Source organism: Maribacter sp. MAR_2009_72, from assembly GCF_007827235.1.
In the GTDB taxonomy this organism is placed as follows: Bacteria; Bacteroidota; Bacteroidia; order Flavobacteriales; family Flavobacteriaceae; genus Maribacter; species Maribacter sedimenticola.
This window is the reverse complement of sequence record NZ_VISB01000001.1, coordinates 903,990-930,041: the sequence shown is the minus strand read 5'-3', so window position 1 is coordinate 930,041 and position 26,052 is coordinate 903,990. Positions and strand designations below refer to the sequence as shown.

General features: G+C 37.0%; 22 protein-coding genes. 11 read left to right on the top strand and 11 right to left on the bottom strand.

The genetic code is table 11. From position 1 onward, the window contains the following. Window positions 1–14: 14 nt before the first annotated feature. The 10 genes from JM81_RS03975 to JM81_RS03925 all read left to right on the top strand — a co-directional run bounded on the left by JM81_RS03975 (window position 15) and on the right by JM81_RS03925 (window position 8,401). Window positions 15–392 carry a hypothetical protein gene (locus JM81_RS03975; protein ID WP_144800769.1) on the top strand — a complete coding sequence of 126 codons (378 nt, stop codon included), beginning with the start codon at window positions 15–17 and terminating at the stop codon, window positions 390–392. A gap of 29 nt (window positions 393–421) precedes the next feature. Next, on the top strand, window positions 422–1,612 hold the full coding sequence (locus JM81_RS03970) for an alpha/beta hydrolase (RefSeq protein ID WP_261374952.1): 1,191 nt from the start codon (window positions 422–424) through the stop codon (window positions 1,610–1,612). A gap of 195 nt (window positions 1,613–1,807) precedes the next feature. Further along, window positions 1,808–2,173 (top strand): hypothetical protein, encoded by a 366-nt coding sequence (locus tag JM81_RS03965; protein WP_144800768.1) that lies wholly within the window; start codon window positions 1,808–1,810, stop codon window positions 2,171–2,173. A gap of 397 nt (window positions 2,174–2,570) precedes the next feature. After that, window positions 2,571–3,137 (top strand): TetR/AcrR family transcriptional regulator, encoded by a 567-nt coding sequence (locus JM81_RS03955; protein WP_144800767.1) that lies wholly within the window; start codon window positions 2,571–2,573, stop codon window positions 3,135–3,137. A gap of 68 nt (window positions 3,138–3,205) precedes the next feature. After that, on the top strand, window positions 3,206–4,177 hold the full coding sequence (locus tag JM81_RS03950) for an alpha/beta fold hydrolase (protein WP_261374951.1): 972 nt from the start codon (window positions 3,206–3,208) through the stop codon (window positions 4,175–4,177). A gap of 37 nt (window positions 4,178–4,214) precedes the next feature. After that, complete coding sequence (locus tag JM81_RS03945; protein ID WP_144800766.1) at window positions 4,215–4,781, top strand: Crp/Fnr family transcriptional regulator; 567 nt, start codon at window positions 4,215–4,217, stop codon at window positions 4,779–4,781. Window positions 4,782–4,857: 76 nt separating this feature from the next. Continuing rightward, window positions 4,858–5,595, top strand: a complete 738-nt coding sequence (locus tag JM81_RS03940; RefSeq protein WP_144800765.1) for an SDR family oxidoreductase — start codon at window positions 4,858–4,860, stop codon at window positions 5,593–5,595. Window positions 5,596–5,769: 174 nt separating this feature from the next. Then, window positions 5,770–6,753: an aldo/keto reductase gene (locus tag JM81_RS03935; protein ID WP_144800764.1), complete on the top strand. Its 984-nt coding sequence runs from the start codon at window positions 5,770–5,772 to the stop codon at window positions 6,751–6,753. 74 nt (window positions 6,754–6,827) lie between these two features. Next, window positions 6,828–7,727, top strand: a complete 900-nt coding sequence (locus JM81_RS03930; protein ID WP_144800763.1) for a sterol desaturase family protein — start codon at window positions 6,828–6,830, stop codon at window positions 7,725–7,727. Window positions 7,728–7,780: 53 nt separating this feature from the next. Beyond that, window positions 7,781–8,401: a DUF998 domain-containing protein gene (locus tag JM81_RS03925; RefSeq protein ID WP_144800762.1), complete on the top strand. Its 621-nt coding sequence runs from the start codon at window positions 7,781–7,783 to the stop codon at window positions 8,399–8,401. Window positions 8,402–8,422: 21 nt separating this feature from the next. Here the strand turns inward: JM81_RS03925 and JM81_RS03920 are convergent, their stop codons facing one another. The 3 genes from JM81_RS03920 to JM81_RS03910 all read right to left on the bottom strand — a co-directional run bounded on the left by JM81_RS03920 (window position 8,423) and on the right by JM81_RS03910 (window position 11,819). Continuing rightward, entirely contained in the window at window positions 8,423–9,667 is a 1,245-nt protein-coding gene (locus tag JM81_RS03920) for a metal-dependent hydrolase family protein (protein ID WP_144800761.1), read from the bottom strand. A 12-nt stretch (window positions 9,668–9,679) separates the two neighbouring features. Next, entirely contained in the window at window positions 9,680–11,104 is a 1,425-nt protein-coding gene (locus JM81_RS03915; RefSeq protein WP_144800760.1) for an amidohydrolase family protein, read from the bottom strand. Window positions 11,105–11,222: 118 nt separating this feature from the next. After that, entirely contained in the window at window positions 11,223–11,819 is a 597-nt protein-coding gene (locus JM81_RS03910) for a YdeI/OmpD-associated family protein (RefSeq protein ID WP_144800759.1), read from the bottom strand. A gap of 122 nt (window positions 11,820–11,941) precedes the next feature. Here JM81_RS03910 and JM81_RS03905 point away from each other — a divergent pair, with 122 nt between their 5' ends. Then, window positions 11,942–15,337, top strand: coding sequence for a ThuA domain-containing protein (locus JM81_RS03905; RefSeq protein ID WP_144800758.1), 3,396 nt, complete (start codon window positions 11,942–11,944; stop codon window positions 15,335–15,337). Between the two features lie 79 nt (window positions 15,338–15,416). Here JM81_RS03905 and JM81_RS03900 read toward each other — a convergent pair whose 3' ends face one another. The 8 genes from JM81_RS03900 to JM81_RS03865 form a co-directional block, all read right to left on the bottom strand. Continuing rightward, entirely contained in the window at window positions 15,417–15,887 is a 471-nt protein-coding gene (locus JM81_RS03900) for a GAF domain-containing protein (protein WP_144800757.1), read from the bottom strand. A gap of 87 nt (window positions 15,888–15,974) precedes the next feature. Beyond that, entirely contained in the window at window positions 15,975–16,580 is a 606-nt protein-coding gene (locus JM81_RS03895; RefSeq protein WP_144800756.1) for a YkgJ family cysteine cluster protein, read from the bottom strand. Window positions 16,581–16,693: 113 nt separating this feature from the next. After that, entirely contained in the window at window positions 16,694–17,809 is a 1,116-nt protein-coding gene (locus tag JM81_RS03890; RefSeq protein WP_089260079.1) for a DUF2914 domain-containing protein, read from the bottom strand. A gap of 101 nt (window positions 17,810–17,910) precedes the next feature. Beyond that, window positions 17,911–19,527: a M1 family metallopeptidase gene (locus JM81_RS03885; RefSeq protein ID WP_144800755.1), complete on the bottom strand. Its 1,617-nt coding sequence runs from the start codon at window positions 19,525–19,527 to the stop codon at window positions 17,911–17,913. Window positions 19,528–19,572: 45 nt separating this feature from the next. After that, the gene (locus tag JM81_RS03880; RefSeq protein WP_144800754.1) at window positions 19,573–20,904 is read right to left on the bottom strand and encodes a M28 family peptidase; all 1,332 of its coding nucleotides are present in this window, start codon (window positions 20,902–20,904) and stop codon (window positions 19,573–19,575) included. Window positions 20,905–21,039: 135 nt separating this feature from the next. Beyond that, window positions 21,040–22,215: an MFS transporter gene (locus tag JM81_RS03875; RefSeq protein ID WP_144800753.1), complete on the bottom strand. Its 1,176-nt coding sequence runs from the start codon at window positions 22,213–22,215 to the stop codon at window positions 21,040–21,042. A 4-nt stretch (window positions 22,216–22,219) separates the two neighbouring features. Then, window positions 22,220–23,743 carry a nuclear transport factor 2 family protein gene (locus tag JM81_RS18500; protein WP_222430286.1) on the bottom strand — a complete coding sequence of 508 codons (1,524 nt, stop codon included), beginning with the start codon at window positions 23,741–23,743 and terminating at the stop codon, window positions 22,220–22,222. 21 nt (window positions 23,744–23,764) lie between these two features. Next, window positions 23,765–25,978 (bottom strand): bifunctional alpha,alpha-trehalose-phosphate synthase (UDP-forming)/trehalose-phosphatase, encoded by a 2,214-nt coding sequence (locus JM81_RS03865; RefSeq protein WP_144800752.1) that lies wholly within the window; start codon window positions 25,976–25,978, stop codon window positions 23,765–23,767. Window positions 25,979–26,052: the final 74 nt, after the last annotated feature.

The following is a 26,052-nucleotide window of genomic DNA, read 5'->3' as shown; positions in this document are numbered from 1 at the left end:
AGCCAATATTTGAAATGAAGACTGCCGTTAATATAAATTATAAACTTTGGAGGAAATATATTCATGAATTATACCAAAAAGATTGGAAGGTAGTTGAAAAATATTGTGCTTATGATGCCTCTATTGATTTTGATTTTATAATTCTTAGAAAAAATAGAATTACAATTAAATTTGGATGGGAATTATGGAACAATGGTGAAATTAAAACAAATAGTAAAGGGTTTGAAATTTTAAATTCTATTCATGATAATCAATTTGAATTTGGTAAGCCAAAAGTATTGAATTTTAAAACAATGTTAATTACTAGGCCAGTTACAATTTTTACAAGATTGAGTATGAATAAAAGAAAACTAATGGATAACTTTTTCTATTTTACAGGGAATAAAATTTAATATTTAAAATAGAAACACAGGTTGCAACAATGGCTGTAGTTTGGTTTTGCCATCCTTCTAACTTGAAAATATTAACTTTAAGCCAACTCAAATCCATGAAGTTAAGGTTCATTTTTATCATTTGCGGTTTTGTCAGTACAATTGGTATAGCACAGGAAAATAGCTCTCAAATTACTATTGGCGTTAATCATACTATTAAGTCTGCTATATTAAACCAAGATAGGACAATTCAAATTTACTTACCAGATAGTTATTCAGATTCAAGTCAAGACTATCCTGTTTTATATATTTTAGATGGACAATGGTATTTTTTAAGTGGCGTAGCAATTCAAAAAAGCCTACGAACTCCTAGTGCTATACCAGAAATGATTGTTGTAGGTATCAACAATAGCAATCCATTAAGAAGAACATTGTTCAATGATGAAAGTAAAAAGTTTACTGAATTCTTAATTAATGAAATAGTACACTACATAGATACTAATTACAGGACAAATAATGAAAGGGTCATTTTTGGCTGGGAAGCTGCCGCTTATTATATAAGTGAATTAATTTTAACAACGAGGGAATTTAATGGAGCTATTATAACTGACGGTGGTTTTGCTTCTGAAGATTTAGTGAAAGAGTTTACTTCAAAAGAAGATAAATATCTCTTTATGGCCAACTCCAGAAAAGATATTTATTATATAGGTTCAACAGATGCATTCCATAAAATATTAAAAGAGAACAATCCTAAGAACCTTATTTGGAAATACGATTTGTTTAATGATGAAGTGCATGAATCATTAGCCCATTTAGCGCTATATAAAGGTTTGAAATACTATTATCATAATTACGATTCACCAGTTTTTGAAAGTATTCAACAATTTATAGATTTAGGCGGAATGAATTACCTGACTAATTATTTCAAAGAAAGAGCACGACGTTTTGGGGGTGATGGACAAATAGATAATAGCACAAAAAATGCATTAATTTGGTTAGCATGGAACAGGGATAATTTTGAATATTTTAATTTCTTTATGAATGAATTCAGTGACGTCTTGACGACCAAAAGATATTCTTCAGGCTACTGGCAAAATCGTTTTGGCCAATTTTATTTAAAACACAAAGATTACCAAAATGCGATCAAATATTTTGAAGCAGGTCTTGTCGATTACCCATATTCACAATTTAAGGAAGAAATGCAAAAGGGACTTATTGATGCGAAAAACGGAACAAACTAATTAAAACACATTTTACAACACGGTACATAAATAATAGCGGCTAAGAACGAAAACAAAAACATGAACAATAAAGAAAGGTCAGTGTAAAACGAATATTAACCTATATAGCCTGTAACTGGCGATTATACTAAAGAATTGGCAAATAGTTATAATCAATTTAATGTGATTGACTTATCTAAACAGTAAACAATAAAAATGAAACAAATTTTAATCTTAATTTTTGCAATTTGTCTTTTCTCTAATTGTTCAAAAGATGATTCCAATAATGATGTAAACATTCGCTTATCTAATGTCACTGATATGGACTTTAAAAATATTATAGTCAATACCACAAACTATGGTAATTTAAAGTCCAACCAAGTTTCTGAATACAAAAACTTCAACAAGGCCTATCGATATGCCTATGTAGAATTGAATATTGGAGAGGAAACGTATACTATACAACCAATAGATTATGTTGGTGAAACACCGCTGACTAATGGTAATTACACCTATCAGCTAGATTTGGTTAGTTATAATGAAGGCTTTCTCGACCTAACCATTACACTGATAGAGGAATAAAATTTTTTGCGGACAAAACCCAATTATTCAACATCCTACACTTATGATATATGACGAACAGGATATGATTCCAAAACTCCAAAACTTAACAGATTTTGTTATTAATGCACAGGTCATAAGTTTAGATTGTGGTCATTGTATTAAATAAGAAAAGACAGTAGAAATAATCAAGCGATTTTGAAATGGTTGGGACAACAGAAAGTCTAAAGATGAAATAATAATATATTAATTTAAAAGTCAAACAGATTGGAGAAACTGATTTTAGAAAATTATTGGTTAAAAGAGATTATTTGGCTTTTTTTTTAAATATTTTAATACACGTATTGAAAGATATGTATTATGGAAAAATTAGTTACCGAACGTTTGGTAAATAAATAAATTATTTTAATTTTGCCTTATGAGACCACAAAAGATAATGGACAAGGAAATGCTTAATGGACTTTCGAAAGTTTTTAAATCGAAAGGATATGAAGCTGCTAGCCTCAATGAACTAGCCCAAATTACCGGCTTAAAAAAAGCAAGTTTATATCATAGATTTCCCAAAGGAAAACAAGGAATGGCAGCTGCCGTACTTTTAGATATTGAGAAATGGGTAACCCAAAATATATTCGATGTCTTAAATGGAGATGAAGAAGGTTTGCCAGAAGTACGGCTAAAAAAAGCATTGTCTAGCATTGAAAAATTATATGATGGCGGCAGTGAGCCTTGTATTTTTAGAGCATTCTCCATGCAATCTGCGTTAAATTTATTTGAAAAGAATATTAATGACGGAATGACTAGTTGGGTAAACGCATTTACATCTATTGGTATTGCATTACAGCAATCACCAGATACAGCTAGAGAATTAGCGTTAGAAGTCATAATTGAAATTCAAGGTAGCTTGATTGTTACTAAATGCATGAATGACACTACAATATTTAAAAATGCTTTAATTAAAATTGAGAAGAAATATTTAGCAACATAAAAAAATTTAAATAATTAGATTACCGAATGTTCGGTAAAATATTTTTGTAGAACTAGAACTACTATACTATGAAACATTTAAATCAGCTCTCCTTTCTCTTTTTAATTACCCTATTCGGTTGTCAGTCAAACCCTAATACAATTTCAAAAGAACTTAATAATACCCATAATCAAATGAACAAGACAAAATATAAGACTCTAGATGTAAACGGAATTTCTATAGCGTATCGTGAAGCAGGAAACGTAAATAATCCTACAATCCTACTATTACATGGTTATCCATCATTTTCTCATCAATATCGAAAAGTATTGAACCAACTTGCCGACGAATTTCATTTAATAGCACCAGATTATCCAGGTTTTGGAAACAGTGATTTTCCAACACCTGATAAGTATGAATATACCTTTGACAATATAGCATCTACCATGGAATCTTTTATAAAATTAAAAGGAATGGATTCCTTTGCCATTATGATGCAAGACTATGGAGCTCCTATAGGATTTAGAATAGCTACTGCTAATCCAGAAAAAATTACTGCAATTATAACCCAAAACGGAAATGCTTACGAAGAAGGTATTGGTGAAGCTTGGCAAAGTATAAAGGCTTTTTGGAAAGATAGAAATGAACGTACCGAAAATGCTTTATTACCTGCATTTACACTTGAGGGTTTAAAGTGGCAATATACACATGGTACTAGAAATCCTGAAAATGTAAATCCAGATACTTGGCAGTTAGATTTTTTAAGAATGAATAGACCTAATGCACATAAAGTAAACTTGGATTTATGGTATGATTATCAAAATAATTTAACCCTTTACCCTGTATGGCATAAATACCTTCGAGATAACCAACCGCCTCTATTGGTAGTTTGGGGAAAAAATGATGAATATTTTCCAGAAAGCGGTGCTAAAGCATTTAAAAAAGATGTAAAAAACATTGACTATAACATATATAATACAGGCCATTTTGCTTTAGAAGAAGATGGAGATATTATTATTGAAAAAATTAGAGTATTCTTGAATAGGGTTTTTACCAAATGATAATTCAATAGTATTTCATTGTACTCAACTTGTGGTTATGAAAGAATTAGTTGACTATATTTTACAATTTGGCAGCTTAAATAAGCAACAAATTGAGCTTATAAAGTGTAAATCTGAAGAAATTGGTCTAAAAAAAGATGACTATTTTTCTGAAGCAGGTAAGGTACCTAGACAAGTTGGTTTCTTAGTACAAGGAGTAGTTCGTGGTTGCTATTATAATAATAAAGGCGAGGAAATAACCCGTTGCTTCATTAATGAAAATAGCCTGATGGTAGACTATGTTAATTTTGAAGCAAATACAGTTTCTTCTGAATATTTACAGGCTTGTACCGACTGTAAGTTAATTGTTTTTTCTAAAAAAGGCTGGGAAGAACTCTCGCAAATTATTGTTGGTTGGGACAATATAAAAAACAAGATGGTTCAAATATGTATGTACCAAAAATCTAGAAATGGACCCGTAATTTCTCAAGACGCAACAACGCGTTATATAGAATTTATGAAAAATTACCCAACACTTATTAATAGAATTCCATTGTTATACATTGCCTCTTATTTAGGTGTTACACAACAATCATTAAGCAGAATTAGGAAGAGTATTAGTTAATCGCTTTTTATCATTTGGTAAACCATTTTATTTTTAATCATTAGAACTTTACTTCATTAATTTTAAGTAAAGAAAAATGAAAAAAGCATTAATTACAGGAGCCAATAAAGGCATAGGTTTTGAAACGGCTAAACAATTATTACAAAAAGGATTTTACGTTTACATCGGAAGCCGTGATTCAAATTTGGGAAAAGAAGCAGTTAAAAAATTAAAATCACAAGGATTAAGTAATGTAGAAGTAATTCAATTGGATGTCACCGATGAAAACTCTGTAAAAACTGGTCGTGAAGCAATAGGCAGTAAAACAACTTCTTTAGATGTGCTTATCAATAATGCCGGTATCAATGGCGGCAGTCCGTACACGGCACTTGAGGCAAGTTCTAAGCAATTTGAGACAGCATTCAATACCAATGTATTTGGAGTGGCAAGAGTAACACAAGCATTTATTGATTTATTAAGAAAATCGCCAGAACCAAGAATTGTAAACGTAAGTACCAGTGTTGGTTCTCTGTCGCTGCAAAGTGACCCAAGTTGGCCTGCTTACAACTTTGCTAAATTTGCAGTTTATGGTGCATCAAAAGCAGCACTGAATATGCATACCATTCATTTAGCGTATGAGTTACGTGAAACTAATTTTAAAGTAAATGCCGTTTGCCCTGGTTATACAAGTACTGATTTTACTTTTCATAACGGAGGTGATGTAAAAATTGCAGGAAATAGAATTATAAAATATGCTTTAATTGATAGAGACGGGCCCACTGGCAAATTCTTTAGTGAAGAAACCAACCCTGAAACAGGCGAAATATCTTGGTAAAAACTCATCGTTTAAAAATGTAAAAAAAAGCAAAATGGTACTTGGTGAAAGTTTTGGTAGTATTTATTTAATGACCAAATATTAAGTCTAGGTAATAAAGGAGGTAAATAACGAACAAAATTTATACATTGGTTTTTATCTTGATTAATGGTATATAGAAAATAAAATAATTGAATGAAAAATAGAATACTTGGTAATAAAGGTTTTGAAATAAGTGAAGTGGGTTTAGGTTGTTGGCAGATTGGTGGCAATTGGGGCAATGGTATCCAAGAAAATAAGGCTTTTGAAATATTGGAAGAAGCCGTAGCTAGTGGCATTACATTTTTTGATACCGCAGATGTTTATGGAGATGGCAGAAGTGAAAAACTCATTGGCGATTTTTTAAAACGTACAAAAGCAAATATTAGAATAGCGACCAAGTTTGGCCGTGGGGCCAATGTATTTCCAAATTCCTATACGGAACAAGCATTAAGGGAAAGTGTAGATTCATCTAGAAAACGGCTTAATGTAGAGTGTCTGGATTTGGTTCAATTGCATTGTATACCCACGCAAGAATTAAAAAATGGGCATATTTTCAATTGGCTGAGAACATTAAAAGATGAAGGTAAAATTCTGCATTTTGGTGCAAGTGTGGAAAGTGTGGAACAAGGGTTAATTTGTTTAGGGCAGGAAGGATTACAATCGCTCCAAGTTATTTATAACATTTTTAGACAAAAATTGACTCAAGAGTTATTACCACAAGCCGCTGATAAAGGTGTGGGCATTATTGTACGTTTGCCTTTGGCCAGTGGATTGCTCACCGGTAAATTTAGTTCGGGTACCACATTTTCGGAAAACGACCATAGAAATTTTAATAAGGATGGTGAAATTTTTAATGTAGGTGAAACCTTTGCGGGTCTACCGTTCAATAAAGGGGTGCAACTTGCCAATGAGCTTAAAACAATTTGTCCCTCGGAAATAAGTATGGTTGAGATGGCACTAAGGTGGATTTTGGACCATAAAGAGGTAACTACCATAATACCTGGAGCAAGTTCTCCTAACCATATTAAAGATAATGCCAAAGCAAGTGAATTAACTCCATTATCTAAAAAACTAATGAAAGATTTGGACACTTTTTATAAAGAAAAGGTGCATGCACACATACGCGGGGTATATTAGATGAGCAACTTCTACTATAAACAAATTGTTGGGATTACAATAGTTTCGTAAATTGTAAAGGGCAATATCAACATATGGAGATACCGGAAATTCCTAATTTAATTCATTACGCAATTCCCTTTTTTGCGGCAACGGTGGTATTGGAAGTTATTTTGACCGTTAAATTAAAATTGGAAGATTACGAATTTAAGGATGCCGGTACCTCAATACTTATGGGTCTGGGTAATGTAGCTATAGGTTTGTTTACCAAAGGCCTGGCATTGGGTGTTTTTTATGCTTTATATAATTTATTTCACCTCTTTGAGATACCGTTTTCATGGTGGGCATGGTTGATATTACTTTTTGCCGAAGATTTCTGTTATTATTGGTTTCATAGGATAAGTCACGAAAGTAGACTGTTTTGGGCCAGTCATATTGTTCACCATTCTTCACAGAATTATAATTTAAGTACGGCATTGAGACAGAGCTGGTCCGGTGGATTTTATACGTTTATTTTCTGGATTCCCCTAATAATAATTGGTTTTCATCCTGTTATGGTATTGGTACAAATGTCCGTAAGTTTAATTTATCAATATTGGATACATACGGAACTGATACACAAAATGCCCAACTGGTTCGAATTTGTTTTCAATACACCAAGTCACCATAGGGTTCATCATGCAACTAACCCCCAATACTTGGATAGAAACCATGCAGGAATCTTTATAATTTGGGATAGAATATTCGGAACTTTTGAACCGGAAGACGAAAAACCGGTCTATGGATTGGTAAAGAATATAGACACCTATAACCCAGTAAAAATTGCCTTTATGGAATGGTATAAAATGTTGGGCGATTTCTTTACTTCCAAAACCTCATTTTGGAACAGGTTAAAATATTTGGTGAAACCACCTGGATGGCGTCATGACGGTAATAGTGTACTTTCTTCAGATTTAAGGAAATCATGGGAGGAATCCAATAAAACGGTTAAGTAGTGTAACGTAATCATTATAATATAGTCTTATGGGTTAACCAACATCTACATTAAATGACCAACAAATTAGTAGCGTACATTGGAATAGCGGGAATAGCTTTATTTGCCATTGCGGCTATTGTTGGTCCGTTGTTAATAGATGATTATAGTGTAGTTAGTCAATACATTAGTGAATCGTTTGCCTCTAATACTGAATACGGATTGTATTTACAGTACTTCGGATATATACCTAGCGGAATTTTGACCACCATTTTCTGTTTTAGCGCACCAAAATATCTTCCTAGTTCAAGGTTGATTAAATCCGGATTTTTTGGACTTGCTATTTTTTATGGCCTGGGAACTATCCTTGTGGGCTTATTTCCATGCGATGCTGGTTGTCCAACCGCCATAGGCAATTCCAGTACGGCACAATTAATTCATAATGCGGTGGCTTCGTTGACGTATATTTTTCTACCACTTTGTATTATCGCCATTGGCCTAGGATTGAAGAAAACCGAATCTCATCAACGATTATTTCAAATTGCATTAATAACAGGAATTATAAGTGCCATTTTCATTTTTGTTTTATTTTCAAATGCGGAATCTGAGTACCGTGGTTTGTTGCAACGGGTAATTGAAACCTCGTTTATCATTTTTATAATTTCCAGTGCCTTGAACATAAAGGACAGCCAATAAATAGAAATTAGTTCAACTAATCTATTCCTTATAAATTACCCCATCTTTCATCACAAAAGAAACATCTTTCATAGTAGATATATCTTTGGTAGGATTTCCTTTTACGGCAATGATATCGGCTAAAAAACCTGTTTTCAACTGTCCTAAGCGTTTTAGGTGAAACATGTTTGCATTGCCAGACGTTGCAGTTTGCAATACCTTTATGGGTTTCATTCCATATGCTACCATTAGTTCCATTTCGCGGTAATTTTCACCATGTGGAAATACACCTACGTCACCACCAAAAACAATTTGCACACCAGATTCCAAGGCTTTTTTAAAGGAGTTGCGTTTTTGTACTATTCGCTCAGGTTCTTTGTCCGTAGCTTTGTTCCAGCCACGGTATTGGGTAATGGCGTCTCCGGCAGCTAGGGTAGGGCATAGTCCAATTCCTTTTTCCTTCATCAACTTAAAAATTTCCAAAGTACCGCCATCGCCATGTTCAATAGTTTCCACGCCGGCTAAGATGGCTCTTCTCATACCTTCTGGGGTGCTGGCATGGGCAACCACATATTTCCCTGCTGTAGAGGCGGTTTCAACCATGGCATTGATTTCTTCCTGTAAAAATGTTGGTTGGGAATCGGCACCTGGCGTCCATCGGTAATCGGCATATATTTTGATCAGGTCCGCACCATGGCCCATCTGTCTACGTACGGTTTCCATACATTGCTGCACCCCACTTGCTGGTTCTGCGCCAAGTGGAACACTTACACCGTCATGAAAACCTTTAGGTCCGTATGCTCCTGTTGCCACAATTGCAGGTCCTGCAACTAATAATCTTGGTCCATCTATAATTCCGTTATCAATGGTTTTTTTCAAATACACATCTGTATAGCCTGCACCTTCAGCGCCTAAATCGCGCATAGTGGTAATACCCGCCATCAATGAATTTTTTACGTGTACGGTGCCTCTTATGGCACGTTCCACTGGCGATTCCTTTAAAACTTGGTCATTCCAATCCGTCTCGTTATAAGGATGCAGCAATACGTGGGAATGTCCTTCAATAATGCCCGGCATTAAAGTACTCCCCGACAATACTATTTCTTGGGCATGCACCGGTAGCGCTACGCCGTTTGACTTGCCCACATAGGTAATTTGATTTTGTTCTACTAAAACGACCCAATTCTCATGCAGTTCGGTACCATCAAAAACCCGGTCTGGTTTTAAGAGTATTTGCCCTAAACCGGATGCTGAATAGAATAAGCAGATAAAGAATGCTAATCTCATAATTTATAATGTTTAATTGACTTCGGCCTCTATTAAAAGTTGTTGCAGATCTGATGCTGTATGTAAATTTCCGTTGGACAGGACCATAAAGATATCTCTAGTATATCTAATGTTTTCCAGCGGATTGTTGTTCAGTAAAACAATATCTGCGTATTTACCGGCCGCAATGCTTCCATAATCGGCATCCTGTTTTAAAAATAGGGCACCATTGTAGGCAGAAGCCCTTAACGCATCTAATGGTGAAATACCAATGTTGACCATAGCTTCCATTTCTTTGTGAAGGGAAATACCTGGGTACGTATAGCTATTGAAGGCACCACTATCCGAACCCGCCAAGAGGGATACGCCGTTTTGTTGAAGTTTAAGGGCAAGTTCCCCAAAAAAATGGTCCAATGCCTTGCGGTCCGCAACTTGTTGTTCCGTAGCATGTTCTACACGCGCAATTCTTCCTCTATAGGTTTTTTGTATGCCCTGTGTAATATATTTTAGATAGTCGTCATTGGTATGGTCTACTTCATCCAAATAACTAAGTACTCTTCCTATATGAAGGGTAGGTACAACAAATACGTTATGATCCTTAAGGTTCTTGAATGTTCTTAAGGCAGTTGAATCTGCAAAGGAAGACTGTAGTAAGGGCATGGCATCCCAAAATCCAATTTCATTTTTTAGCAGTTGCTGGGTAATAGCCTTTTCTTTGGTAGAGCAACCTTTCATAATGTAATATAAATGTTCAATGGCATCTATACCGGCATTAATTGTAGCATCCAATTCAACGGTAAAGGGCATATGACCAGATGTAATTAGACCTCTTTTTTCAGCCTCTTCAATGGTCTGCAAGTAATGGTCCGAAGTAATGCGGCTATCATAGATTTTTACAAAGTCTGCGGGTATGGATTGCAATGAATCCAACACTTTTGCAATATCATTGTCACTGTCCACTTCCAAAGAACCGGCCCAAGTAGCTCCAACGCCATCAACTTTTGGTCCTGATGTAAAAATTCTTGGACCGATCATTTTATTTTCGGCAATGGCCTTACGCCATGAAAGAACGGCAGTCGTTAAATCTCCGCCAGCATCCCTGACCGTGGTTATTCCATTGGCCATAAAAAGGTTTAAAAAATTTTGGTTTGCTTCCGTTAACGAGTCGCCACCCCTAAAATGTGTGTGGTTGTCCCAAAAGCCGGGGACAATATATTTGTCCTTGGCATCTATTATGGTATTGGCCTCAAACGAATTAAAGACGGTGTTTATGGATATGGTATCAATTTTATTGTTCCTTATCAGAATATCGGCATTGACAATACTACCATCTTCTAGGTTGATGATGTTTCCGTTTTTAAAAACTACATCATAGGTCGGTTTAGTTTCCTTACAACCCAAAAGGAATATGATCGCACCTGCGGTAAATATCTTTCCCGTTTTCCAAATTTTCTTCATGTATTGTATTTTGGTCAAGGAAAGGTAAAAAGAATATATGATAGATAATTCTTTTAAAGGAAACGGCATTTTGTAACATGTAGGATTTTATACTAATAGGTTACGGATAAGTTGTTTTTTATTTTTTGGAACTTTGCCAACCTCCATTGCCTCTGTATTTAAGGTTTTGATCACAATGGTGAATAATTTCTATAATTCTTTTATCTCTGGTTTCTTGTCTTTTGGCTTGGTTCAAGTAATACAGATAGCTTTTCCGTTGGCTATGGGTAAAATTCTTGAAGTGGGTAAAAGCTTGTGCATTGGCATTGAAAGCTAATTGAAGGTCTTTGGGGATTATTCCGCTTTCAACATCATCCAAAGCGGTCCAGGAACCATTCTGCTTTGCAACTTGTATGGCATCCAATCCGGCAGAGTGCATAAGACCTTCAGCTTTCAAAAATTTAATATGGTCTTTGTTGACTTTGCTCCAAACGCTCTTAGGTTTTCTAGGACAAAAATATTGCCTGCGCTTACCGTTACCCAAACTTTTAACCGTACTGTCTATCCAGCCGTAACATAAGGCTACTTGTACCGCCTCTTCCCAGCGCATGCTTTCATTTAAATGGGCAACGGAATAAAAAATGAGATGTATCCCCGTATATTGCATATGGTTATTGTGTAGCCATTCTCTAAATTCAGTATCATTTTTGAAATAGAATTCAGGTATTTTTGTCATAATCCTACATTTTAAGGGTTAAATTTTCATAAAAATACAATCTTTGGTATTTAAAGTATTGGTATTTACAATTACACGCCCTACTTTTAGCAATTCAACAACAACTAATCAACAACTTACGTATGAAAAAAATGTTACTGGTGCTGCTTTTGGGCTTTGCACTTACTATTGTCTCTTGTGGTGGCAATAAACGGGAGGGAGAACCTAAGGTCTTGGTCTTCTCTAAAACCATGGGGTTTAAACATGCTTCTATTCCTGCCGGGATAGCGGCAATTCAAAAATTGGGTAAGGAGAACGGCTTTGTGGTAGATACCACTAAAAATGCATCACTCTTTACCGAGGAAAATTTAGGGCAGTATGCCGCCATTATTTTTTTAAGTACCACGGGCAATGTGCTGGACCAATATCAAGAAGCAGCATTTGAACGTTATATACAGGCCGGGGGTGGCTATGTGGGTATTCATGCAGCGGCAGATACGGAATATGACTGGGGATGGTACAATAAACTTGCCGGCGCCCAATTTCTAAGCCATCCTAGTGGTACGCCTACGGCGGATTTTATCATTAAGGACAATACCTTTAAAGCCACGGAATTTTTCACGGACACGGTTTGGAACAGGACAGATGAACTCTACAATTACAAAAATATTAATCCAGAAGTTAAGGTATTGATGACCTTGGACGAGTCAACTTATGAAGGAGGGGCCAATGGAGATTTCCATCCTATTGCTTGGTATCATGATTTTGATGGAGGACGCGCATTTTATACTGGAGGAGGCCATACCGATGCCAGTTTTTCCGAGGAGCTGTTTCTAAAACATGTATTGGGCGGAATACAATATGCCATTGGTGACAATTTAAATTTGGACTATTCCAAGGTATCGTCACAAATACCCCCCGATGCTGACCGTTTTGCAAAGGTTACATTAAATGAAGGAGGATTTTTTGAACCTACTGAAATGGCCGTTTTGCCCAATGGTGATGTGTTGATTGCCCAACGTAGGGGAGAAGTGATCTTATATAATGAAGAGACAAAAGCATTGACCGAGGTTGCAAAATTGGATGTGTACAGCAAAACCTTGAACACCCCGGGAGTAAATGCGGAAGAGGGATTGATGGGCCTACAAAAATATCCTGATTTTGAAAATAACAATTGGATATATCTATATTACGCACCAACAGGAGATGATTGGGTCAATAGATTATCGCGTTTTAAATATAAGGATGGTAATTTTGACCTAGCATCTGAACAAGTGATTCTTGAGGTAGATTCCCAAAGGGAAATATGCTGCCATACGGGAGGATCCATTGCCTTTGGACCCGATAATCTCCTTTATCTTTCAACGGGAGACAACTCTACACCATTTAATGAGCCGGACCAAAAATATGTAAACAATGGGTTTGCCCCGTTGAACGATACCCCGGGTCATGAACAATATGATGCCCGAAGAACATCGGCCAATACCAATGATCTACGAGGTAAGATTTTAAGGATTAAGGTCAATGAAGACGGTAGTTATGCTATTCCAGAAGGAAATTTGTTTCCCGTAGGAACCGAGAAAACAAGACCGGAAATTTATACCATGGGACATAGAAATCCGTATAGGATATCCGTAGATATCAAAAGGGGCTATTTGTATTGGGGAGATGTAGGGCCAGATGCAAGGGCAGATAGTTTGGCCACAAGAGGGCCTAAAGGATATGATGAAATGAACCAGGCGCGTAAACCGGGCAATTTTGGTTGGCCTTTATTTATTGGGGACAACTTTGCTTACAAGGAGTATAACTATGAAACGGGCGAAACTGGTGAGGAATTTAATCCGGAAAAACCAATGAACACCTCCCGAAACAATACGGGGCTAAATGAATTACCACCAGCAATACCCGCTTATGTATATTACCCTTATGATGAGTCCGCTAGCTTTCCACAAACAACAACTGGTGGTAGAAATGCAATGGCCGGTCCAACATACTATTCCGATTTATATGAAGGTGATGAAAAACTACCGAGTTATTATGACGGCAAGGTCATAATATATGATTGGATGCGTGGGTGGATGTTTGCCGTTCATTTAGCGGAGGATGGCAGTTTTAGTAAAATGGAGCCATTTGCACCCCAAATAAAACTGAACAACCTTATAGATATGGAAGTAGGTCCCAATGGTAAGATCTATTTGTTGGAATATGGTAGTGGATGGTTTTCTCAGAATGCAAATTCAGCCTTGGGATACATAGAGTATAATGGCGGAAACAGGCCACCTTTAATAAACGAAGTTACAATCGATAAAACATCGGGTAAATTACCGTTGACCGTAACGGCCAATGTAGTATCTAATGATCGTGAGGGCGATGCCGTACAATATCTTTGGGATTTTGGAAACGGAGATACCAAGGAAACGACGGATCCAAGTGTAAATTACACGTATAATAATGCAGGTTCCTATAAATTGAACGTTACCGTTAGCGATGATAAAGGAGCGTCCGCTACAAGTGAAAGTTCAAGTATTGTAGCAGGAAATTCAAGGCCGGAGGTCAATATATCATTAGGTGGGGAAACCCCCTCTTTTTACCTGCCGGGACAAAAGATAGCTTACGATGTTACCGTTACTGACGCAGATGGGACTCCTATAGATTCGGACAATATTTTTGTTAGTGTCGATTATTTGGAAGGCATGGATAAAGTAGCTATGAATTTAGGACATCAGCAGGTATCAGCGGCGGTGACCGGAAAAGCACTTACACAGGCAATGGACTGCAAAACCTGTCATAAGGAAGCAGAAGCGTCCATAGGACCAAATTATAAGGATATTGCAATGAAGTATAAGGATAGGCGTGATGCCGCCAGATATCTGCAGGGTAAAATCGTTACCGGTGGTAGTGGTGTTTGGGGAGAGGTTACCATGCCCGCACACCCAAAAATTACTTCAGATGAGTCTAGACAGATTGCATTATATATTCTTTCATTGTCCGGAGAGCAGAAGAAGGAGAAATCATTACCTGCCAAAGGCAGTATAACCGCAGCACCGACTACACCAGGGCATATGCTCGTAATTACGGCAAGTTATACTGATGATGGTGCGGAAGGTACCATACCGTTAACAGGTTCCAAATCAATAGCAATACCTAGCAGTACCTTAAAATTTAATGACCAGATGAAGCTTGACGGAATGCAGGCTATGCAATTTGGTGGCATGGATTTACTGCTGATTGGAAAATCTAGCGGTTGGTTCATGTTGGAAGACATATCTTTAAAAGGAGTAAAATCTGTTTCTTTTACCGCAGGATGGCAATCGCCTCCTACTATGTATTTTGATTTTGAAATCCATGAGAACACTCCAGATGGTCCTCTTGTGGGATCTGGAAGATTAAATGCACAGCCAGAAGGCACGCAAGGTACCATGTTCACAGTTCCTATAACGGGAACGATTTCAGGTAGCGGCCCGTATTATGTAACCTTTAAAGGGGAGGAAGGTAAGGAACTTTCACAGCTGGCCTTGACCAGTGCTATTTTTAAATAGGAAATTCAAAAATGATAAAGCCCGCTATTAGCGGGCTTTTTTTTTGATATATAATTAGATTCTATTGTTTACATACTTTTTATTTGATCATTTTCTTACTGATCAAATTTCCAATTTGCATCAACAGGGATATTTCTTTTTCGGAAAAGTCATAGGGAATAGGTTTTGCTATTCCAATAGTACCGTAAAGGGTATTGTCATGTAATAGGGGTGCGGCCAATGAACCTTCTACTTTAGTATCCTTGGCAGAGGGTCTGGCTACACCAGAATCATCGGTTTGTAAATTGCACATTTCTACTGGTTTTTTTCGTTCTGCAGTAATACCGGCCATACCTTTTCCTATGGGGATGGTGGTAAGTTTAGGTATTAAAAATTCGGAAATTCCTTTATGGGCCGTCAATTGTAATAGCGAGTTTTGGTCAAGTGTATGTATGGTACCCGTGGTACAATCGAAAAAATTCAAGGTGGCGTTTAAGACCAGTTCCCAATTTGGGTGATCATTCCCTAATTCGTCAGTTATTGTTTTAGGAATTTCAGAAGTAATACTCATTATAATTTGTGTTCATGCCCACTAAAGGGGTTGTATCTTATTTAGACCAATAAATGTACATTTTATCTTTTTGAAGTCATAAATATTTTAAGCAACTTTAGTTCCTCTGGGCGGTCTGCGATAAGCATAATAGCCTAGTACGGCATTAATAGCCTTTGCAATTGCTATGCGAATAGGGTATAGTTCTTCTCCCAATGAAGCATCTATTGACCTAAGTTGCATGTAGTAATCACTGATTAGGGGATAATTTTTATTTGCGGCAATTTGTCTTTCTGCCTGAAGGACGGCTTCCGGTTTTCCTTCCTTAATAGGTTTACATGTTACTAGCGTAGGCTTATTGTTCTTGTGGAGCATAGCTGAAAAACCAAATAGTCTACAAATTAGACCCCTATGTGCATAATCTGAACAAAAGCCTATTTCCCCGGGGGATAAAATTGAATTCAGTATAGGACAAAGTGTTGTAGAGCGATCATTGTTCAATTGGTCCAAATATAGCTCCGCCTCTCCATTCTTGAATAATGAATAGGCAAAAGGTAGAAATTCCAAAGCAGTGGCATTGATATCCGGTTTTGTGCAACACTTGCCGCAATTGGCAACACAGCCTAACCCAGTGGATTTTTGAAAGGAGCCCACCTCCTTTTCCAATTGGTAGAAAACACGTTCTACGGCTCGGACTTTATGGTATATTGACAATCAATAAAAATTAGGGGAACGAAGGTAGGCTAAGTTTGCATACAACGACCAAAAGCTTTGAAAAATTATGAATTTTTTTACTATAAATGAATGGGGGTATGTAGTAAAACCAACTAAAATCGCTCTGTTTTTAGTTTTTTGCCATAATTGGTATTTCTCTCAATAATGGTAAACCCGATCACCCCCAAGACCTGCTCTTCCTCGGTTAGCACTTGTACTTCCCATTCCCCGGGCCTAATATTATTTTTGAACGTATATCCTCTAAAGCCTCCATCTCTACCACCGGTAATATCATAACCAATGTCATCTAAATTCTCCCACTCTTCGGTCTTTGGATTATACCATCTCCAACGATGAAAAACCGCTTTTTTTAAATTGGTAGGAGCAAAGATTGAAGAAAAGATATAGACATTCTGGTCTGGAGTATAGCTAAATTCCAAATTATGTTTTCGCCAGAAAACATAAGAATCTTCTGCCTCATAAGTAACGTGGTATTCATTATTCTTCAGTTCAATGTTATGTGCTACGATTCCTTTGTCCAGGGCAAGGGGTACCGGAGGTATGAGCTTCATAAAATAGAACAGATTTATTACCGCATATATGACCAATATAATACCGATCATCTTGCCTAATTGTATTTCTTTTCTTGTGCTAGGACTTTTACTGTAAATAAAGGTCAAAAGAACCAAGGTACATAATAGGCTTATTCCGCCAGAAATCAAAAAGACCATATTGTTCAATTCCTTTAGGAATACGGGTACCATAAATGCAAAGAAGGTAAAACTGATAAAATAATAAACCCCAAATTGCAGGTATTTGTTGGAGATTCTTTTTTTTAAAAATTCATTGGCAATCAATAATAGGACCAGAATTATAAAAAATGATGCCGTTTTGGATAAGGAGACACTTCTTGAAAAATAGATGACATACGCACTGGAAAGGCCTCCAAAGAAAAATTGAATTGCCAAGGGCAGATACTCTGTATATCGTTCAAGGAATGTATGTTTCCATTTGCCGTCGTCTGCCAAATTGTAGAGGTAAAGGGTAATGGAAAGGGATGTCATGTGTAGGCATAGAACCGTTAGGTCATAAGTACGGTCTATGCGGCCCAAGGTCAATGTGTCAAATATAAAACCCCCAATGAAGAAAAGGATGGGGGCGTATTTAGAATGCCTTCGAATAAAACTTCTAAAAGCACTATTTCTAAATTTTACGAAAGTTCTTTTCATTGATTAGGGATGGTATGCGCTAAAAATAACACAATTATTTGTGCACCCTTAACGCTAAGGCCAACATTTATACCTTATAACCATTGTACTTAATACGCTTGTTATTCATTTACCTGTTGGCTATTGATATAAAAATTTGGGTCTACTGCTAGTGTACTTAGATCGCCCTTAAGTTTTTTGGTTTGCCACTTATTGCCAGGTTTGATCCATAGGGGGTTGTTTTCTACATAAATACGTATAGGTAGCCTAAAGTCTGTATTAGTATTGGTGTACCGGTATATGAATTTATTGTCCTTAATTTTATATTCCAGGACAGGAATTTCAACAGTACGTAAATACTGGTCAAAGAAAGGTTTTAGGTTCATGTCCATCTGCTCGGCAATATATGTTTCAATCTGTGCCGTAGTAACTGTTTTATGATAAAATTCCTTGTTTAGACCTCGTAGTATCGTGCGCCATTTTTCATCGTTGTTGACAACCTGTCTTAACGTATGTAATATATTGGAGCCTTTATAATACATATCTCCACTACCTTCATAATTAACATCGTATATACCAATGATTGGTCTATCGTTGCGTATATTTTTACGAATGCCCTGAACATAAGCGTTCGCTGCCTGAGTACCATAATGATAGTCCAAGAACAGGCTTTCAGAATAGCAGGTAAAACCTTCATGCACCCACATATCCGCTGCATCCTTATAGGTGATATTATTGGCGAACCATTCATGACCCGCTTCATGGATAATGATAAAATCAAATTTTAGTCCCCATCCAGATCGTGATAGGTCTCTACCCAAATACCCTTTTAGATACTGATTGCCATAAGTTACGGAGCTTTGATGCTCCATGCCTAGATAAGGTACTTCAACCAGCTTAAACGAATCCTCATAGAACGGGTAGGGACCAAACCAATGTTCAAAAGCTTCCATCATTTTTGGGGCATCTTTAAAATGCTCTTTTGCTTTCTCCAAATTATCCTTTAAAACGTAGTAATCCATATCCAGGGCACCATTTTCTCCTTGGTATATTTCATCGAAATGAACGTAATCTCCAATATTTACATTTACTCCATAATTGTTAATAGGATTGGAAACGAACCATTGATAGGTATTGGTTTCTTTGTCGATACTTCTTAGTCGTCCATTAGATACGTTCATTAGACCTTTTGGGGCTTTTACACTAATCAACATACTATCTACCTCGTCATACATGTGATCTTTATTGGGCCACCATACACTTGCTCCCAGACCTTGGCAGGAAGTGGCAATGAAATCTTTGCCGTTATTATCTTTTTTCCAAGAAAATCCGCCATCCCAAGGAGCATTGACCGCTTCTTTGGGTTTTCCGGAATATGTGATAATTACCTCATTGTAATCACCGTTAATCTGTGGTTTTGTCAATGTAATAAAATGGGCATTGCCGTTATGCTCTACATCCAAAACTTTCCCTTCTTGCATAACTTTTTCAATCTGCAAAGGAGGTTGTAGGTCAACTTGTAGGACCTGATGCGGTTGTAATACTTTGTAACGTATAGTGTTGGTACCGTTGATATATTTTTCGGCAGGGTCAACTTCAATATTTAAATGATAGTAATTTAAATCCCACCAAGCGCGTTCTGGAGTTATGCTGCCTCTAAGGGTATCTTGTTCAGTAAAAGTTTGGGCTTGTAAAAGTCCAGCAAGACCTAAACAAATTGCAAATGCTGTTTTTCTCATGTTTGCGATTAAAATAGTTTGGGATTCAATAATGTTAAAAGGTGTTTACCTAAATATTCCATTTGGAAATACAACGGGACTTTCAAATCCGTTTTCACCAACTGCAGATATGCCAAAGAAATAATTATCGATTACAATACCGTTCAAAACAAATTCAGTGACATCGCCAACATAACGGCTATTGTCCCAGGTAGGGGAAGTAGTATCCCTCCAATAGATTTTGTAACCTTTGGCACCATTTACCTTACTCCATTGAAATTTTGCCGCAGGCTGAACGATACCGCCAATCTTTACGGTCATAGGTGCTGGTGGCGCCCAGGCCAGTGATGCCAGGTTGATAGCATTTACCGCGGTCAGTTTAGCGGCATATTCAAAATTTACGTGTTCCAGTACATCACCATAGGCAATGCCATCTTCTGCACGTATATCTTGGTGTTGTTGGGTATAATTTTCATGGGCTTCCATGATACGTATACCTGGAAAACCTGCGTCATTAAATGGCCTGTGATGACCACCACGACCAAAACGGTCTAGACGGTATATCATCATTGGGTTCATTTCGGGCATATACAGCGTTACGTTTTTGTGAACATATCTAGCCAATTGTCTAGAAACGCCATCTACTTCACCTCCATAAAAACGTCTTGCCTTTCTTTGTTCTTCTGTTTCCGTAGGGGGAACGGGCTCTGAAAAAATTCTAAAATCTACGTTGCTGATCGTGCCGTCCACACCTTTAATGTTACCTATCATGTCATTATTAAAAATACCGATAACTTCCCAGCCTTGGTCCTTAGCGTATTGAGCTACGCCACCACCGCCAAAGAGACCTTGTTCCTCTCCGGAAAGTCCCATATAGATTATACTGTTTTCAAAGGTGTATTTAGAAAGTACGCGGGCAGCCTCTAAGGTACCGGCCATTCCACTAGCATTATCATTTGCGCCAGGTGAATCATCTGTAAAATTGGTAGGGTCACTAACACGTGAATCAATATCACCACTCATGATGATAAATCTATTAGGATAAGTTGTTCCTTTTTGTATTGCCAGGACATTTACAATTTCAACATCCTTTACAATACGTTGGTTGGCTCCTTTTTTTACCAAATCTTTTTGAAAGAACACATTAAGACAACCATTACATGCAGCTGAGGTTTTTTCAAATTCGCTTTTGATCCATCTTCTTGCAGCACCAATTCCCCTAGTACTGGAAACCGTATCGCTTAATGTATGCCTTGTACCAAAATTTGCCAGTTTGGTAACATCGTTTTTAATACGTTCGGCAGAAACTGCATCTATAATATCATAAATGCGTTGATCGGTCTGGGCGTTTATTACAAACGTAAAAGCTAAAAATAGGAATAGGTAAAGGTTTTTCATTTCAAGTTTTTTAATAGGAAAATATAGTGTTGGCAATTTACTTCTAAAATTAAGTAAAATATAAGGGCGACCATAATTTGGTGCGAAAAACTATATCCGGTCTAACCGTAATTAAAAAGTTTTAAAGAGTTGTTTTCAATAGCTTTTTTTCGTTTTCTTTTGGATGAGGTAGTAGACACCTAATAATGGGCCTATACCTAGCAGTATGAATAACAAATTCATTGGGATAATTGTTTGAAGCAATCCAAGGAGCTGAATGCTAACAATAGTAATGGCAAAACCAATACAATTTACAATAGTAAGCGCTGTGCCCTTTAATTGTGGGGAAACAGAAGAGGCTACCAAATTAGAGAACTGAGGAGAATCTGCTGTAACGGCTATTCCCCATAAACACCAACATGTCAAAAATAGATATACGGGCAATACGAATATTACGGGCGAAATAAAACAGAATATGCCGGATGTAAGCAATGCTTTCAATGCTACCCTTTTACTTCCTATACGTTGAGAGATCATTCCTCCAAAAGCACAGGATAGCCCACCGAGCGCAATTACGATTCCTGTCCATAAAAAAACCGATAATTCGTTGTCGGTCTTATTAGAAAACCATTGCAAGGCAATAGGGGTAAATGCCCAAAAGGCATAAAGCTCCCACATGTGGCCAAAATACCCAAAAGCGGCTTTTTTAAAATCATGATTCTTGAAAAGTCTTGGACCTGCATTTAATTGTAAAGAGGTGCTTGCCACCCTGTAGGGACCGTTAGGTACAAGTGCTACTAGTAGAAAACCTCCCAAGACGGTTATACCAGAAGTAAGCTGTATAACACTATTAGGATCATTTGCCCAAGATGTACCTTTTATTAGAAAAGGAAATGCAGTACCTAAAACCAAGGCGCCCACCAAAAAGCCCAAAGCTTTCCCTAGTCCTTTTTCATAATAATCGGCTGCAATCTTCATTCCTACCGGATAGATACCGGCAAGGAAAAAGCCGGTACCAAATCTAGCAAGCAATAAACCAGAGATGTTCAAATTAGGTGCAATAAGGGTTAAATTGGATAAAGCAGCCAAACAAGCGCACACCATAAAAACTTTTGAGGGCGAAAATCGATCGGCAATCATTAGAATTCCAAAAATCAATGTGCCTATTATGAATCCGAATTGTACTGATGAGATGACATAACCAACAATATCAGGACCAAAATTTAAATTTTTGGCCAACGATTGTATAATGGCATTGCCCGCAAACCAAGTTGAGGTACAGGCAAACTGTGAAACTATTATAATAGGGAGTATATGTAGCGTTTGCTTCAATAGATCAATGTAAAAAGGTAACCTTGGCTATTTTATTATGTTCAATTTCATAAATACCTATTGCCGAGAAGGACTTACCGTTTGCAGTTATAAATTCTTCATCTATGACAATATTACCGATCACGATTCTATTCTTTGATTCACAGTGTAGGTCTGGTGTCGTTGCAAAAAAATCAGAATATCGATTTCGCATGTTTTCAATACCCGCTGTTCTAAGTACGCCATTGTCACCATAAATTTTTACATTTTCAGCGTACGGGCTTAAAAAAGTATTGATGTTTTTTTGGTTATAACCTTCAAGCTGGCGTTGTACAAGTATTTCCGGATCATATTTAGTGGGTAAATCCTGGATAAAGGTCATACTGTTTATAAGTCCATCAACTTTATATATTGCAACTTGTTGATGCTGTTTTCCACCAACGGTAACCTGTTCTTGGTCTATGACGGTCTGCCCCAGATGTATCCTAGAGGCGACTTTTACCTCTACAGACGGTGTTCTATCATAGAAAAGTTGATATTTTTCCTTGAGAATTTGTCGTCCAACATACAGTGTATCCATTGGATAATTAGAGACAATAACGTTTTCGGAAAAACAATTTGCAAATGCATTGACATCTCGGGCATTGAACGTTTCAACTTGCTGGTCAACAATTCTTTTTTGTGAATCATTGGAAACAAAACTTAAATAATTTCCTTGCGGACTTATGGCCAACCTAGAGATACTGTTCACATCTGGATTATTGATTTGGTAGGCCATTTTCCAATTCTTATCCTTTTTTGGATTAAACGATAGAATATTATTGTCAAAAGCAGTAATTAGGCTTCCGTCCTTCATCCAACTAATATCTTCTGAATTTTCTGGCAATGATATGATATCCTCTGAATGTAAGTATTGAGGATTTAAAGATTTGATCATATTTGTGGTGTTAGATTTTGAAATATAACTTATAAGATCGCTATCAGGTATTTTATGTAAAGACCTGCCCACATTTTGTTGAACCGTAATATTGGTAAGATTTTTTAAGTTGGATATAACTAGGTCCATTCTATTTTCGCGCAAAACCGTGCAGACCAGTAAGTCTTTTGAAAACCACACATGATAACCAACTTTTAAACTATCCAAAAGAACGCCGTGTTCATTGGTGTCCAAATTATATTCATAAAGTCTTTGTAAACCATTGTCATCCAATCTAATAGCTGAAACCGCATTTTTCCCAGGTATTTTCGTTGGGGAATATTCGCTGCCATTTGGGGTATTGGTAAGCCATGAAATAGACCTGTCGTTAATATGGTACAACGCAATATCCGTTTGACCGTTTCTCGTAGCTGCAAATAACAAATTGTCATTATCAAAAAACGAAGGCTGATTATCATAGCCTTCGTTATTGGAAATATTAATGGCATTATTTATATGCAAGGAATCAACTTCCATTTCCAAATAGGTCAAATATACCTCTGTGCTTTGTTGGGCTTGCAGATGAATAAAGGGCATAATACTAAGCAATAGCCAAAAACACTTAAATGTCATAAAATTAAATTGAGGTAAATTTCAATGCTTCTCTGCAAACCTTTTTAAAATGGAACGCACGTTTTTAGTGTTGTCCACAAAGTATTTAGCTTGTGTTTTTTGCCTACCAACCTTAACGGTTACGGCGTCATCAGGTAATTCCTGAAACATAAATTCATCGGTCCAATCGTCACCAATAGCAAAAACAAAGTCATATTCATGCTCCGTATATACTCGCATAGAGGCTCTACCTTTGTTTACGTTACTGCTCTTTATTTCCATAACCTTGTTGCCATTTAGCACGCTGAGGTCATCATTGGCTATAAGACTGGTTAATACCGTGTTTAGTTCTACCGATCTCTTTTGTCCAAAATCTGGATCGGTGTTTCTATAGTGCCAAGCTAAAGAGTAATTCTTTTCCTCAATAAAACTACCAGGTGTTCGATCAACAAAAGACTCAAGAACCGGTAGAATTTTTTCCATCCAATCTTTTTTGACCGTTTCAAGCATTCTAAACTCTTCTCCACCTTGTGAGATCCATACGCCATGTTCAACGATCATATTGTATTTTTTGGGAAGGAACCATTTGGTAAATGTTTCCTTGTCCCTGCCACTGATCAAATACATATCCGTATTTTCCTGTGAAGAAATTTGATCTAGCAGTTCGTACAACGCTTCATCAGGTGAAGCTTTTTGGGGGTCATTATGAAAACCGGCCAACGTGCCATCATAATCCAAGAAGACCAACCTTCTTTTTGCATTCTTATACTCTTTCATGATCACGTTCATCACATCCACGGATAAACGGCTAGATACATAAGTTTGATTATTATGTTTTTGATTGATCAAGGAGTTCATAAAGTCATTGGCCCATTTTTCTACATTATAGCGTTCCAATCTTTTTTGCAACAGGGCATTACGTGAAATCTGCTCTTCCTTAGGCATGTTCAAGGCTTCGTTCAAAGAATCGGCAATCTGTTCAAAGTTATTTGGATTGATCAATAAGGATTCGTTCATCTCATTGGCAGAACCTGCCATTTCGCTCAATATCAACACTCCGGTCTGATCTGTCCTTGTAGCAATATATTCTTTGGCTACCAGATTCATACCGTCCCTAATGGGGGTTAACCATGCAATATCTGATGATGTGTAAAGGTCGATCAGATTATCAAAAGGCATAGACCTATAAAAATACCAAATAGGTGTCCAGCTTACGGTAGATAGTTCACCATTGATTCTGCCCACCAATTCATCTATTTCCCTTTTCAATAACTGGTATTGGGGAACGTTTGACCTAGAAGGAACGGCAAGGATAATAAGACGTACTTTTTCCTTATACTGCGGATATTTGTTCAAAAAGTACTCAAATGCCTTAAGACGTTTGGCTATACCTTTTGTGTAATCAAGGCGGTCAATGGACAAAAAGAATTTTGCATCTGGAGCAGATTTCTTATGGGTATCCAACCTTTTTTGAAGTTCTGATTTTTCGTCTTCGCTTCGTTGGGAATGTTCTTTGGCCGCATTGCTGAACTTTTTATAGTCAATGCCCATAGGAAAAGAATCCACCTTAATAATACGGTCATCCAAATAAATATCATTAAAGCTTACTTCTAAGCCTAAAAGCCTTCTTACGGAACTTAAAAAGTGACGTTCGTAATCATAGGTGTGAAAACCAATTAGATCAGAGCCCAAAAGCCCGGAAAGTACCTCCTTACGCCATGGCAATGTTCTAAAAATCTCATAGGAGGGAAATGGGATATGCAAAAAGAAACCAATTGAAATATTCGGCCTTTCTGCACGTACCATTTGTGGTACTAGCATTAATTGATAATCATGTACCCAAATCGTATCATCGTTATTGGCCTTTTCTAAAATGGCATCGGCAAATTTTTGATTTACCGCTTTGTAGATTTCCCAACTTTCCAGTTCAAATTCGGAATATTCCAAGAAATAATGAAATAAGGGCCAAATGGTCCTGTTGCTAAAACCATAGTAAAAACCATCCACTTCCTTTTCGGTAAGGTTTACCTTGCTGGAACCATGTTCGGCAAGGGCGTTATCGATTTTGGAAACCAATTGCTCAGGAATTTCCTCATCGGTAAGTCCGCTCCATCCGATCCACAGACTATCTCCACCAGAATGAACGGATTTCATACCGGTTGCCAATCCTCCTACGCTTGGAACGGCCGTAATGTCTCCATTGCTAATTTGTAATTGAACAGGTAATCTATTTGAGATAATGATAGTTTTAGCCATAAAAGAGATTTATTTGCTTCTTCTTGAAAATTATTTTTCTAAATTTCGTGAAAAAGGAGGCCAATACCAATTGA

Bases quoted from the DNA above. Each gene is read 5' to 3' on its own strand.
- JM81_RS03965 (WP_144800768.1), top strand. From the start codon at position 1,808: ATGAAACAAATTTTAATCTTAATTTTTGCAATTTGTCTTTTCTCTAAT.
- JM81_RS03915 (WP_144800760.1), bottom strand. From the start codon at position 11,104: ATGAAGAAAATTTGGAAAACGGGAAAGATATTTACCGCAGGTGCGATC.
- JM81_RS03925 (WP_144800762.1), top strand. From the start codon at position 7,781: ATGACCAACAAATTAGTAGCGTACATTGGAATAGCGGGAATAGCTTTA.
- JM81_RS03930 (WP_144800763.1), top strand. From the start codon at position 6,828: ATGGAGATACCGGAAATTCCTAATTTAATTCATTACGCAATTCCCTTT.
- JM81_RS03935 (WP_144800764.1), top strand. From the start codon at position 5,770: ATGAAAAATAGAATACTTGGTAATAAAGGTTTTGAAATAAGTGAAGTG.
- JM81_RS03955 (WP_144800767.1), top strand. From the start codon at position 2,571: ATGAGACCACAAAAGATAATGGACAAGGAAATGCTTAATGGACTTTCG.
- JM81_RS03950 (WP_261374951.1), top strand. From the start codon at position 3,206: ATGAAACATTTAAATCAGCTCTCCTTTCTCTTTTTAATTACCCTATTC.
- JM81_RS03910 (WP_144800759.1), bottom strand. From the start codon at position 11,819: ATGACAAAAATACCTGAATTCTATTTCAAAAATGATACTGAATTTAGA.
- JM81_RS03865 (WP_144800752.1), bottom strand. From the start codon at position 25,978: ATGGCTAAAACTATCATTATCTCAAATAGATTACCTGTTCAATTACAA.
- JM81_RS03975 (WP_144800769.1), top strand. From the start codon at position 15: ATGAAGACTGCCGTTAATATAAATTATAAACTTTGGAGGAAATATATT.
- JM81_RS03945 (WP_144800766.1), top strand. From the start codon at position 4,215: ATGAAAGAATTAGTTGACTATATTTTACAATTTGGCAGCTTAAATAAG.
- JM81_RS03940 (WP_144800765.1), top strand. From the start codon at position 4,858: ATGAAAAAAGCATTAATTACAGGAGCCAATAAAGGCATAGGTTTTGAA.
- JM81_RS03890 (WP_089260079.1), bottom strand. From the start codon at position 17,809: ATGAAAAGAACTTTCGTAAAATTTAGAAATAGTGCTTTTAGAAGTTTT.
- JM81_RS03900 (WP_144800757.1), bottom strand. From the start codon at position 15,887: ATGAGTATTACTTCTGAAATTCCTAAAACAATAACTGACGAATTAGGG.
- JM81_RS03885 (WP_144800755.1), bottom strand. From the start codon at position 19,527: ATGAGAAAAACAGCATTTGCAATTTGTTTAGGTCTTGCTGGACTTTTA.
- JM81_RS03970 (WP_261374952.1), top strand. From the start codon at position 422: ATGGCTGTAGTTTGGTTTTGCCATCCTTCTAACTTGAAAATATTAACT.
- JM81_RS18500 (WP_222430286.1), bottom strand. From the start codon at position 23,743: ATGACATTTAAGTGTTTTTGGCTATTGCTTAGTATTATGCCCTTTATT.
- JM81_RS03905 (WP_144800758.1), top strand. From the start codon at position 11,942: ATGAAAAAAATGTTACTGGTGCTGCTTTTGGGCTTTGCACTTACTATT.
- JM81_RS03880 (WP_144800754.1), bottom strand. From the start codon at position 20,904: ATGAAAAACCTTTACCTATTCCTATTTTTAGCTTTTACGTTTGTAATA.
- JM81_RS03920 (WP_144800761.1), bottom strand. From the start codon at position 9,667: ATGAGATTAGCATTCTTTATCTGCTTATTCTATTCAGCATCCGGTTTA.